Below are 13194 nucleotides of genomic sequence, written 5' to 3'. Positions count from 1 at the left end.
TGTCATTTCCCGCTCATTCAGCACCGTATTTCATATTACCTTTTGATTATTAACTAAAAATAGTCATTTCACTCGATCCATCTCACATTTTTAAATACGGGTCGGAATCGTCATCTTTTTTTACTCTTTTATCGTCTTGTCGCTCACCGCTATCCGGGCAAAATGAATCAGGTCATAACGCGAAAATAAAAATTACTGCCATAAAATACCCCGTCAGCGAGGAATATCTATGACCTCTACAGCCTTAAGGAGCACGAAATGAACGTACTGGAAGTCGATCTGCATAAACTGACGGTCAGCGATCCGTTCCTCGGACAGTATCAACAACTGGTTCGCGATGTGGTTATTCCTTACCAGTGGGATGCGTTAAACGATCGTATTCCAGAGGCTGAACCCAGCCATGCCATTGAAAATTTCCGCATTGCCGCAGGCCAGCAGACGGGCGACTTTTACGGCATGGTCTTTCAGGACAGCGACGTGGCGAAATGGCTGGAAGCGGTTGCCTGGTCACTGTGCCAGAAGCCCGATCCCGCGCTTGAGAAAACCGCCGATGAGGTGATTGAACTGGTGGCCGCCGCGCAGTGTGACGATGGCTATCTCAATACGTACTTTACGGCAAAAGCCCCGCAAGAACGCTGGAGCAACCTGGCGGAGTGCCATGAGCTTTATTGCGCCGGGCATCTGATTGAAGCGGGCGTCGCCTTCTTTCAGGCCACCGGCAAGCGTCGGCTGCTAGACGTCGTTTGTCGCCTGGCCGATCATATCGACAGCACTTTCGGCCCTGGCGAAAATCAGCTGCACGGCTATCCGGGCCACCCGGAAATTGAGCTGGCGCTGATGCGTCTGTATGAGGTAACAGAGCAGCCGCGCTATATGACGCTGGCAAGCTACTTTATCGGGCAGCGCGGCACCCAACCGCACTTCTACGACGAAGAGTACGAAAAACGCGGCCAAACCTCTTACTGGCATACCTACGGCCCGGCGTGGATGGTCAAAGACAAAGCCTACAGCCAGGCGCATCTGCCAATTTCACAGCAGCAGACGGCAATCGGCCACGCGGTACGTTTTGTCTATCTGATGACTGGCGTGGCGCATCTCGCTCGCCTGAGCAACGATGAAGGCAAACGCCAGGACTGCCTGCGTCTGTGGAAAAATATGGCGCAGCGTCAGCTGTATATCACCGGAGGCATCGGTTCACAGAGCAGTGGCGAAGCCTTTAGCAGCGATTACGATTTACCTAATGATTCGGTCTATGCGGAAAGCTGCGCTTCAATCGGCCTGATGATGTTCGCCCGCCGGATGCTGGAAATGGAAGCCGATAGCCAGTACGCCGACGTGATGGAGCGCGCGCTGTACAACACCGTCCTCGGTGGTATGGCGCTGGATGGCAAGCATTTCTTCTACGTCAACCCGCTGGAAGTGCATCCAAAATCGTTAAAATTCAACCATATTTACGATCACGTTAAGCCCATCCGCCAGCGCTGGTTTGGCTGCGCCTGCTGCCCGCCGAACATCGCCCGCGTGCTCACCTCCCTTGGTCACTACATCTACACGCCGCGTGCGGATGCGCTGTACATCAATATGTACGTGGGTAACAGCATGGAAATACCGGTTGAAAATGGCGCGCTCAAACTGCGAATCAGCGGGAACTACCCGTGGCATGAGCAGGTGAAGATTGCCATCGACTCTGTGCAGCCGGTACGTCACACGCTGGCGCTACGTCTGCCGGACTGGTGCCCTGAGGCAAAAGTGACGCTCAACGGGCTGGAAGTGGAGCAGGATATTCGCAAAGGTTATCTGCATATCCGTCGGACCTGGCAGGAGGGCGATACGATAACCCTGACGCTGCCGATGCCGGTTCGCCGCGTGTATGGCAATCCGCTGGCGCGTCACGTCGCCGGTAAGGTCGCCATTCAGCGCGGGCCGCTGGTCTATTGCCTTGAGCAGGCCGATAACGGCGAAGAACTGCATAATCTGTGGCTACCGAAAGAGAGTGAATTCCGGGTCTTTGAGGGCAAAGGGCTTTTTGCGCATAAGATGCTGATTCAGGCTGAAGGCGAGAAGCAAAGCGCCCCAGATGCGCAGCATCAGGCGTTGTGGCACTACGATAACGCGCCGTCATCGCGCCAGCCGCAGACGCTAACCTTCATTCCGTGGTTTAGCTGGGCCAACCGTGGCGAGGGCGAAATGCGGATTTGGGTTAACGAGCGGTAATACTGTGCCGGATGGCGGCTGCGCCTTATCCGGCCTACAAGATTTGCAATATCAGTATATTGCGATGAATTTTTGTAGGCCCGATAAGCGCAGCGCCATCGGGCATTACCTCTTGCGTCAGAACAGCCCCAGCGGCTTATCGGAATAGCTCACCAGCAGGCACTTGGTTTGCTGGTAGTGTTCCAGCATCATCTTATGCGTTTCGCGCCCGATGCCCGACTGCTTATAGCCGCCGAACGCCGCATGTGCCGGATAGGCGTGATAGCAGTTGGTCCATACGCGCCCGGCCTGGATCCCGCGCCCCATTTTATACGCCAGCGATCCATTACGGCTCCAGACGCCAGCGCCCAGGCCGTATTGGGTATCGTTAGCGATTTCCAGCGCCTCCTCCATGGTTTTAAAGGTGGTTACCGCCAGCACCGGGCCAAAGATCTCCTCCTGAAAGACGCGCATATTGTTCTTACCAAACAGGATAGTAGGCTCAAGGTAATAGCCCTCTTTAAGTTCGCCATCCAGCTCCTTGCGTCGCCCACCGGTCAGAATATCGGCCCCCTCTTTTTTACCGATATCGATATAATTGAGGATAGTCTCAAGCTGGCCGTGGGAGACCTGCGCCCCCATCTGTGTACCGCTATCTAGCGGGTTCCCGCTGCGAATGCTCTCTACCCGGCGAATAGCGCGCTCCATAAAGCGCTCATAGATGGGCTCCTGGACCAGCGCACGGCTTGGACAGGTACACACCTCGCCCTGGTTAAAGGCAAACAGGGCAAATCCCTCCAGCGCTTTATCAAAGAACGCATCTTCCTCATCCATCACGTCGGCAAAGAAGATATTTGGCGATTTACCGCCTAACTCCAGCGTCACCGGAATAATATTCTGCGTGGCGTACTGCATGATCTGTTGACCCACTTCCGTCGAACCGGTAAACGCCACCTTCGCGATACGTTTCGAGGTCGCCAGATATTCACCGATCTCGCCGCCCGCGCCGTTCACGACGTTGACGACGCCCGGCGGTAACAGATCGCCAATGACTTCCATTAACAGCAGAACGGAAAGCGGCGTCAGGCGTGCCGGTTTAAGCACCACGCAGTTACCCGCCGCCAGCGCTGGCGCCATTTTCCAGCTTGCCATCAACAACGGAAAGTTCCACGGGATTATCTGCCCCACGACGCCAAGCGGTTCGTGAAAATGGTAGGCCACAGTTTCGCTATCAACTTCGCTGATCCCGCCCTCCTGCGCACGTATACAGGAGGCGAAATAGCGGAAATGATCGATCGCCAGCGGTACGTCGGCGGCGCTGGTTTCACGAATCGGTTTACCGTTATCCCAGGTTTCCGCTGTCGCCAACAGTTCGAGGTTTTGTTCCATCCGATCGGCGATCTTAAACAAGATAGCGGCACGGTCTTGTACTGACGTATGCGCCCACTTATCTTTCGCCTTATGCGCGGCGTCGAGCGCTAAATCGATATCTTTTTTACCGGAGGAAGCGACTTCACATAGCGGCTGGCCGGTCACTGGCGTCAGGTTTTGATAATATTCGCCGTCGGCGGGCGCAACCCAGTCACCGCCAATAAAATTGTCATAGCGGGCTTTTAACTTCAGTGGGTACCCGTATTCACCTGGCTGAATACGTGTTGAAGGGGGATTGTTCGTCATGACCAACTCCTTATTGTAAAGGTACTCCACAAGGGTAGACGGTACTGGTGAATTTTTCGCCAATGGTTTCCCGCTTTACGACAGCAATCACGAATTACTTTCCTTTACGTTTCTCCGTCTGGTTTTAGCCATACTAAACAGGTGCCTGTTTAACGTACGGAGAACACTATGCAGCAATATATCGGTATTGATGTGGGAGGAACTCACGTCAAATATGGCGTGATTAACAGTGACGGCGAAGAATTAACCCATCATCAATTCGATACGCCAGAGGACGCCTCCACGTTTACCCGCAAATGGCAGGATGTGGTGGCGCGTTGCCAACAGGACTATGACATTGCGGCAATCGGGGTCAGTTTCCCCGGCCATATTAATCCCCATAACGGTCATGCGGCAAAAGCGGGCGCGCTGGCTTACCTGGATGACGTCAACCTGATGGAGTTGTTCAGCGGGCTGACCGATCTGCCGCTGGTCGTGGAGAACGACGCGAACTGTGCGGCGCTGGGCGAAATGTGGCGAGGTGCCGGGCAGCATTATGACAATCTGGTCTGTATTACCATTGGAACCGGCATTGGCGGCGGTATTATCGTCGGACGAGAACTGTATCGCGGCGCGCATTTTCACGCCGGTGAATTCGGCGTCATGCCGGTCGGGAACAATGGCGAAAGTATGCATAAAATCGCGTCAACCAGCGGATTAATGGCGTCGTGCCGCCAGGCGCTGGCGCTGCCTGCCGAAGAGATGCCGCCTGCGGATGTGATCTTCGAACGAATGGCGACCGATGTTCATCTGCGTGAGGCGGTCAATGACTGGGCGCGTTATCTTTCACGCGGCGTTTACAGCGTGATCTCTATGTTTGATCCGGGCGTGGTGCTGATCGGCGGAGGAATAAGCGAACAGGAAAAGCTCTACCCGCTCCTGACGCGGCATCTTGAAACGTTTGAAATGTGGGAGGCGCTCCAGGTGCCGATTCAGCCCTGCCAACTGGGAAATCAGGCGGGCAGGCTGGGCGCCGTCTGGCTGGCGCAGCAAAAGCTCGCCCGAAGCTAACGAGTTACGCCTTATCCGGCCTGCATCGTCTACGCAGGCCCGGTAAGCGTCCGCACCACCGGGCAAAGGCGTTACATCGCCGCGCGATAAAGTTCCACAATCTCGTCGTGAGTCGCCTGAATAAGGCGCAAAGAATACGGGTGAAATTATCCTGATAACAGGTTCACGCTGGCTATTTTAAGAAGCCAGAAAAATAAAAAGCAACGCAATAATTGTATTGCTTCATTTGTTATTTAATTTAACCATTTCATTCTTTTTGCGGAAATAATAACGCATCACGTAATAAATGATCATTCCCACGACGTCGTGTAAATCCAATCCGGTCAAAATATTCAAGGATCTGAATGGCCAGTTTCCGCCCTACATTCAGCCTGTCGCGAAAATCCGCCGCACACGTTGATCCTCTCTCTTGATCCAGCTCGCGGATCATATTGGCGAAAGCGACAATCCGATCGTTACGATAGTACCGATCTTTTACGATCGCGGTAATGATGCCTTGCTGTGCCGCCTGCCGCAGCACCAGCCGCATAAATTGTTCTTCCGTTCCGGTCTCTTTCGCCAGATCGCGTACCCACCAGGGCTCATCGCCAAATAGCGGTTCAACTTTTTGCCAGACGGCCTGCTGCTCATCGCTAAATCCTGCTTTATGATCCGGCAGATGCAACCAACCGTGATGGCTATGAATCAGGCCGTCGTCGCGCATCCGCTCGATCAGCATCAGGACCAGCGCTTCATCTTCCATTGGCAGGGCCATGCGGCGTAAACGCTCGCGTCCCGGCCCCGGTTCATCGCGGTGCTGTTCGTGGTAGGTCGCCAGCGTATCAAGAATCTTACGCTGCCAGCGGGCGGCGACGGGCGCGCTTAACAGATTGTCTCCGGCCTGGATAAAACCATGTTGCTCAATAAGCTGACGCATACCGAGAGGATTAAGCTGACGCGCCCAACCGAAATCCGGCAGGTTGACGGCGCCGCGTTCCAGATGAATGGCCAACGCCGCGCTATCGTCCTGCGCGGCGGCAAGCGTTGAAAGCCAGTGCAAATAATCTGGCTTACGTTTACCGCGACGCGGCGCCTTAAGCGTCACCACGCGTGCGCCGGCAAGGGTGGCGCGTGCGGAAATATCACGCAGCACCAGTCTGTCATTATCGGCCAGCCACAACGGCGTATCAAAGATCAGCTCGGCCAGCCCGCCTTCCAGCAAAGAGACGCGACCGGTCACATGGCTGGCGGCATGGTGAATATGTAGCGGCTGCCATTGGGAAAGCGGCGCATGAAGCGCCAGAGAAACGATCACCCGGGAAAAAGCCTCCCCCACCGGCGCATCCGAAAGCAGCCAGTCGCCTCGGTTAAGCTGCTCCTTCTCCGCATCGCCCGCAATATTGAGCGCAATACGTTGCCCGGCATACGCATGGTCGGTGGGCTGATTTTGCGCGTGTAGACTTCGTACGCGCATCGGCGTATTAACGCCGGTCAACCATAGCGTATCGCCCACGTTTACCTCTCCGCTCAGCGCCGTTCCGGTCACCACCAGTCCCGCCCCTTTCACCGTAAACGCACGGTCGATAGCCAGACGGAAACGATGCTGCGCGGCGTGCAAACGTGCAGGAAGCTGCTGTAAATGAGCGCGAAGTTCTGCAATACCGCGTCCTTCATTGGCGGCGGTGACAAATAAAACGGTATCGGCGAAGCCATAGTTGTCGAGCGCCGCCAGTACCTCTTCACGTACTTCACCGATACGCGCCTCGTCCACGCGATCGGCTTTGGTCAGCGCGACGGTGAGCTGGAGATTGCCCGTCAGTTGCAGGATCTGTAAATGCTCGCGCGTTTGCGCCATGACGCCGTCATCACAGGCGACCACCAGCAAAGCGTGATCGATACCGCCTACGCCCGCCAGCATGTTAGAGAGGAATTTTTCATGTCCAGGCACATCGATAAAGCCCAGCACACGACCATCCGGCTGCGGCCAATAGGCGTAGCCCAGATCGATAGTCATCCCGCGTTTTTTCTCTTCCGGCAGGCGATCGGCATTGACTCCGGTAATCGCCTGGAGCAACGTCGTTTTACCGTGGTCTACGTGTCCGGCAGTTGCAATAATCATTTCAGCATCATCTCCATAAACCGGCTTTCGTCTTCAAGACAGCGCATATCCAGCCATAAACGGCCATCATAAATTCGGCCAATGACCGGTACAGGCAGCGTGCGCCAGCGGGCCGCCAGTGCCTCCAGCCGACTACCACGCCCGTCGTGCGGGGTAAAGGTCATGGCGGCGCTGGGAAGGCGGTCTACCGGTAATGAACCGCTGCCGATTTGCGACAGGCAGGGTTTAACCTCCAGCGCAAATTCATCGCCGTAACGTGCCGCCAGCCGCGCCTGTAACCGCTGCGCTTGCTCGCGAATCGACGCTTCACTGCGGGTTAACAGACGCAGGGTGGGTAATTTCTCCGCCAACGCTTCCGGGTGCAGATACAGACGTAACGTTGCCTCCAGCGCCGCCAGCGTCATTTTATCCGCGCGCAGAGCGCGTTTCAGCGGATGGCTTTGCAGTTGGGCAATCATCGCTTTTTTGCCGACGATGATCCCGGCCTGCGGCCCGCCCAGCAACTTATCGCCGGAGAAGCTTACCAGGCTGACGCCTGCGGCAATGAGCTGCTGTGGCATCGGCTCTTTGGGTAAGCCATATTGACTTAAATCCACCAGCGAACCGCTGCCCAGATCCGCCACCACCGGAATATCCAGCTCTCGCCCGATTTCCGCCAGTTCCGCTTCCTCTACCGTTTTGGTAAAGCCCTCAATGCTGTAATTACTGGTATGCACCTTCATCAACAGCCCGGTATTTTCATTTACCGCCTGACGGTAATCTTTCGCGTGCGTCCGGTTGGTGGTGCCTACTTCATGCAGCGTACAGCCCGCCTGGCGCATAACATCCGGAATACGAAACGCGCCACCGATTTCGACCAGCTCGCCACGCGAAACTACCACCTCTTTGCCGCTGGCGGTCGCCGCCAGCATCAGCAATACCGCCGCCGCATTGTTATTGACGATACAGGCGTCCTCCGCCCCGGTGATACGGCATAACAGCGTCGCCAGCGCCCGGTCGCGATGCCCCCGCCCGGCGCCATCTAAATCGTATTCCAGCGTCACCGGCGCGCGCATCGCCTGCGTTACCGCCTCAATCGCTTCTTGCGCCTGCAATGCGCGGCCAAGGTTGGTGTGCAGCACCGTCCCCGTCAGGTTAATCACCGGGCGCAGCGCGCTTTGCGCCGCATTTTCCAGCCGGAGTTTCGCCTCTTGCGCCCAGTCTGCGTACCAGTCGGGAAGCGTTTGCGTATTCCGTATGACGTCGCGCGCGTCGTCAAGCATCCGCCTAAGCAGATCAACCACCTGGGTATGGCCATACCGATCGCGCAGAGAAAGAAAAGCGCTATCGTGCAATAAGCGATCGATAGCAGGAAGCTGGCTGTAGAGTGTACGCGTTTCGCTTGTCATGAAAATGCCTGGCTGTTGGTGGCCCTCTCCTGGCGGGAGAGGGATATCGACATAAGGGGGATTGTAACGTGAGTTTGCTCAGGCGGACATAATGCGCGTCAAGCCTTTGGCGCTTCGGTGCGGGCAAAGCTTTCGCGTTGAAAAAGCGTTTCGACCAGTTTGACCAGGTGGGGGCGGCTAACACACCAGCCAGGCGCGACCCGGCGGAAGTTGAGATAGCCTACCGCACAGGCAATCGCGATAGTCGCCAGATTGACCGTATCCGTTTTTAGCGTCCCGTCGCTCAGATAACTTTCGAGCATATCCAGGCTGCGGTTGATTTTTTCCCGCTGGCGCAGCAGTTCCGTTTCCGATTGTTGCGCCGCCGGACGCGCCTGTTCGCGTACAGAAACCAACGCTGCATCCATAATGCCGTCAGCCAATGCTTCAAGCTGGCGAACTTTAAGCGCTGCCATCGGGTCACGCGGGAGCATCGCTGGCGCGATATCCAGCAGTTCAATATATTCCGCGATGATCGGCGAATCGAACCAATACTCGCCCGCATCGGTGACCAACGCGGGTACTTTACCTAACGGGTTATAGCGCGCCACCCCGCTATCCGCGTTGTAGGGAAGTTCATTCACAAATTCGAAGGTGATGCCCTTTTCCAGTAACAGAATCGAAATTTTACGCACAAAAGGGCTGGTATAGCTGCCAATGAGTTTCATGCCGGGTCCTTTTTGCCAACAAAAAAGCGGTGCCCAATGATAGTGGGGCACCGCTTAGTATGGCTCAGGTCACTGAAAATGGCAGGTGATGACCGTCTCAATGATCCAAATAAAGGTAATGCATCCAACTGGTCATGCGCAGCAGTACTTTACGCATTACCGACACGTGGGCGAAATGGTCGGAATAGACTGCGACCTGGGCATAGATACCGTCCGGCAGCGCATCCACATCGGCATTCGGATCCAGCTCAATCGTGGCCAGCACGCCATCGGTACCCGGCACCACCGTTAAGGACTGTAATGCGCCCTGCGCCTGATAAGAACCACCCGGAACGACAGGAAGAATACTGGTCAGCTTGCCGGTGAAAACCTGACCAGGCAGCGCGTTAAACACCACTTCCGCTTCATCGCCTGGTTTAAGGCGCAGCAGCGAGTTCTGGCGGAATTGCGCCACGATTTGCCGTTTTTGTTCAGGAATAAACACCATTACCGGACGCAAAGGTAATGCTGCTGCGTAAGTCCCCGGACGAATTAAAATCTGCGTGGCATAACCGTTGCTGGGGGCACGAACTACCGTCTGTTCAAGATTGTATTTAGCCTCGGCAAGCTGGGCACGTAGGGACGCAACCTGAGATTGCTCACCGTTGACCATACTGTCTAATTGGCTCTGAATCTGCGTCTGTTCTGCAACCGAGCCTTTGACCAGCGCATCCTGTGCCAGATAGTTTTGCCGAGCGTTATCGATATCGCTTTCAGAGAACGGGTTAACCTTCGCCTGACTGCCTTTCAAATAGCGTTGATAATCTTTATACAGACGGTCACGTTCAGCAGATACACGGGTGGTATTGGCGACCGCTTCCGACAACTGTGCTTTCAGGTTGTCGATGTTGTGCGTAGCGGTAACCAGATCAGCCTGCAGCCTGTCGACACGCGCCTGATACCGTACCGGATCGAGCTTAAACAGCACATCACCTTTTTTAATTAGCTGATTATTTTTATCTGTTACCTCACTAACAATTCCCGTGACTTGCGGAGTGACCGGAATTGAAATAACCGCTTTTTGCGCCGTAAAAGTATACGGGTGGTTATAGTTCATTAATAAAATCAATCCCGCAACAATGAACACCCCACCTAATGCAGCGGTAGCAAGTGTCCATTGGTTTACCGGAATACGGAATATTTTAAAGATGGCCCAGGCAAAGGCCACATAGGTCAGGACTATCAACAAATCCATGATTAAATCTCCGGAAAGGTGGAGCTATCGTTTTTTTTCTCCCCATCCAGTCTTTTTTCCAACTGGGTGATTCGCGCTGCCAGCGCGGCAATCTCAGGGTCTGACTCCTTTCCGGTCGGTGTGATGTGTGACTGCATTCCCCATCCCTTTTCAGGCTGGTAGAGCGTGGCCCAGATCCACAGGAACGGCCAAATAACATGAAGAGTGAACAGGCTCACCCATCCCGCAGTATGGATGGCATCGGCATGGGGATGGTTACGTTTTTTAGCCATGTTATAGGGAATATCGTGAATGGCGATGATTCCGTAAAACAGAACCAGAAAAACGAAGATCAGCACGCCCAACGCGAAATAATTTAGAAACATGCCTGCCTCGAATTCACGCTAATTAGAGTTTTTTATGCCGGCAGCCGTATGCACCCTGGCTGATGTTTTGAACATAACTGCAGTTTGGGGTTTTCGCCATACCACAAAATAAATATTTTTTCTGGTGAGAAGTTGCTTTGTTTTGCAATAAAAAATGTCGGGGGTAGAACCTGCCGCAGATCACATCTGCTCAAATCCAGATGAAAATAATTTGCGATCCACATCACAAAAATTCAACAAACAGCAAAACCAAAAATGTGAATCAGTTCACATTTAATCCTCATTTGCAGCGAATTATTGCACTGTGATGTTTTTTTGTACCGTTATTTTGTGATTAAAATCACATTAACTAACGCCATACACCCTATATTTACGTGACGAATATCACATAAAAGACCGTCGACTGGACAGTTGAACGATTCAGTGCCAGATTGCGCAGTATCTACACTACAGGGTCCGGCTACCTCTGCCGCTACATTAACAAACCTCGGGCTTTCAGCCTGCGCGACAGCAACATAAGAAGGGGTGTTTTTATGTCATCCGATATTAAGATCAAAGTGCAAAGCTTTGGTCGATTCCTCAGCAATATGGTGATGCCTAATATCGGCGCGTTTATCGCGTGGGGTATTATCACCGCATTATTTATTCCAACAGGGTGGTTGCCTAACGAAACGCTGGCGAAACTGGTTGGTCCGATGATCACCTACCTGCTGCCGCTGCTCATCGGTTATACCGGCGGTCGTCTGGTTGGCGGCGAACGCGGCGGCGTGGTGGGCGCTATCACTACCATGGGCGTTATTGTCGGCGCGGATATGCCGATGTTCCTCGGCTCAATGATCGCCGGTCCATTAGGCGGCTACTGCATTAAGAAATTCGACAGTTGGGTAGACGGTAAGATCAAATCCGGTTTTGAGATGCTGGTGAACAACTTCTCCGCTGGCATTATCGGTATGATCCTCGCCATCCTGGCGTTCCTCGGTATTGGTCCGGCGGTTGAAGTCCTGTCCAAAATTCTGGCGGCGGGCGTTAACTTCATGGTGGCGCACGATATGCTGCCGCTGGCGTCCATTTTTGTTGAACCGGCGAAAATCCTGTTCCTCAATAACGCGATTAACCACGGCATCTTCTCACCGCTGGGTATCCAGCAGTCCCATGAGATGGGTAAATCCATCTTCTTCCTGATTGAAGCTAACCCGGGTCCAGGGATGGGCGTCCTGCTGGCGTACATGTTCTTCGGTCGCGGCAGCGCTAAACAGTCTGCGGGCGGCGCGGCAATTATCCACTTCCTGGGCGGTATCCATGAGATCTACTTCCCGTACGTGCTGATGAACCCACGCCTGATTCTGGCGGTGATTCTCGGCGGTATGACCGGCGTATTCACCCTGACCATCCTGAACGGCGGTCTGGTTTCTCCGGCCTCTCCTGGCTCCATTCTGGCCGTACTGGCGATGACGCCAAAAGGCGCTTACTTCGCTAACATCGCTGCCATCGTGGCGGCAATGGCGGTCTCCTTCGTGGTTTCTGCAATTCTGCTGAAAACCAGCAAAGTGAAAGAAGAAGATGACATTGAAGCGGCCACCCGTCGTATGCATGACATGAAAGCGGAATCTAAAGGCGCCTCTCCGCTGGCGGCTGGCGACGTGACCAACGACCTGAGCCATGTGCGTAAAATCATCGTGGCTTGCGATGCCGGTATGGGTTCCAGCGCGATGGGCGCAGGGGTACTGCGTAAGAAAGTACAGGATGCGGGCCTGAGCCAGATCTCCGTCACCAACAGCGCCATTAACAATCTGCCGCCGGATGTGGATCTGGTCATTACTCACCGTGACCTTACCGAGCGCGCGATGCGTCAGGTACCGCAGGCGCAGCATATTTCGCTGACCAACTTCCTGGATAGCGGCCTGTACACCAGCCTGACCGAACGTCTGGTTGCTGCACAGCGCCACAATACTAATGAAGAGAAAGTACGCGACCATCTGAAAGACAGCTTTGAGGAGGGTGATAACAACCTGTTCAAACTGGGTGCGGAGAATATCTTCCTGGGCCGTAAAGCCGCTAACAAAGAAGAGGCGATTCGCTTTGCCGGTGAACAACTGGTGAAAGGCGGCTATGTTGAGCCGGAATACGTCGAGGCGATGCTGGACCGCGAAAAGCTGACGCCGACTTACCTCGGTGAATCCATCGCAGTACCGCACGGTACAGTGGAAGCGAAAGATCGCGTGCTGAAAACCGGCGTGGTGTTCTGCCAGTATCCGGAAGGCGTACGCTTCGGTGAAGAAGAAGACGATATTGCCCGTCTGGTCATTGGTATCGCCGCACGTAACAATGAGCACATCCAGGTCATCACCAGCCTGACCAACGCGCTGGATGATGAATCCGTGATCGAACGTCTGGCGCACACCACCAGCGTGGATGAAGTTCTGGAACTGCTGGCAGGTAAAAAAGCTTAACAGTTAAGTATCCCCAAAATAGTTCGAGCTGC

The 13194-nt window shown here is 54.3% G+C and carries 9 protein-coding genes; 3 read left to right on the top strand and 6 right to left on the bottom strand.

Features of this window, described 5'->3' with window-relative positions; all coding sequences use genetic code 11:
• Positions 1–258 precede the first annotated feature (258 nt).
• Positions 259–2214, top strand: coding sequence for a glycoside hydrolase family 127 protein (locus tag QEN32_RS00805; protein ID WP_001101516.1), 1956 nt, complete (start codon positions 259–261; stop codon positions 2212–2214).
• 117 nt (positions 2215–2331) lie between these two features.
• Here the strand turns inward: QEN32_RS00805 and aldB are convergent, their stop codons facing one another.
• On the bottom strand, positions 2332–3870 hold the full coding sequence (gene aldB, locus QEN32_RS00800; RefSeq protein WP_080202907.1) for an aldehyde dehydrogenase AldB: 1539 nt from the start codon (positions 3868–3870) through the stop codon (positions 2332–2334).
• Positions 3871–4038: 168 nt separating this feature from the next.
• On the opposite strand from aldB, the gene QEN32_RS00795 reads away from it, so the two are divergent.
• On the top strand, positions 4039–4920 hold the full coding sequence (locus tag QEN32_RS00795) for an ROK family protein (RefSeq protein WP_001188269.1): 882 nt from the start codon (positions 4039–4041) through the stop codon (positions 4918–4920).
• Positions 4921–5167: 247 nt separating this feature from the next.
• Here the strand turns inward: QEN32_RS00795 and selB are convergent, their stop codons facing one another.
• From selB to QEN32_RS00770, 5 genes are all read right to left on the bottom strand, one after another.
• Positions 5168–7018: a selenocysteine-specific translation elongation factor gene (gene selB / locus QEN32_RS00790; protein ID WP_058107991.1), complete on the bottom strand. Its 1851-nt coding sequence runs from the start codon at positions 7016–7018 to the stop codon at positions 5168–5170.
• The gene (gene selA / locus QEN32_RS00785) at positions 7015–8406 is read right to left on the bottom strand and encodes an L-seryl-tRNA(Sec) selenium transferase (RefSeq protein ID WP_000200188.1); all 1392 of its coding nucleotides are present in this window, start codon (positions 8404–8406) and stop codon (positions 7015–7017) included. Before selA ends, selB begins: the two co-directional genes overlap by 4 nt.
• Positions 8407–8504: 98 nt before the next feature.
• Positions 8505–9113 carry a glutathione S-transferase gene (locus QEN32_RS00780; RefSeq protein ID WP_000766677.1) on the bottom strand — a complete coding sequence of 203 codons (609 nt, stop codon included), beginning with the start codon at positions 9111–9113 and terminating at the stop codon, positions 8505–8507.
• Positions 9114–9210: 97 nt separating this feature from the next.
• Positions 9211–10347: an HlyD family secretion protein gene (locus QEN32_RS00775; protein WP_003827339.1), complete on the bottom strand. Its 1137-nt coding sequence runs from the start codon at positions 10345–10347 to the stop codon at positions 9211–9213.
• A gap of 2 nt (positions 10348–10349) precedes the next feature.
• Positions 10350–10712, bottom strand: a complete 363-nt coding sequence (locus QEN32_RS00770) for a DUF3302 domain-containing protein (protein ID WP_000479643.1) — start codon at positions 10710–10712, stop codon at positions 10350–10352.
• Positions 10713–11245: 533 nt separating this feature from the next.
• Between QEN32_RS00770 and mtlA the strand changes: the two genes are divergently transcribed.
• A complete protein-coding gene (gene mtlA, locus QEN32_RS00765; protein WP_000093287.1) occupies positions 11246–13162 on the top strand; it encodes a PTS mannitol transporter subunit IICBA in 1917 nt (638 codons plus the stop codon).
• Positions 13163–13194: the final 32 nt, after the last annotated feature.

Origin of the sequence: Salmonella sp. SA14318 (genome assembly GCF_029866905.1) — a bacterium.
Classification (GTDB): Bacteria; Pseudomonadota; Gammaproteobacteria; order Enterobacterales; family Enterobacteriaceae; genus Salmonella; species Salmonella enterica.
This window is presented reverse-complemented; position numbering and strand designations above follow the sequence as displayed.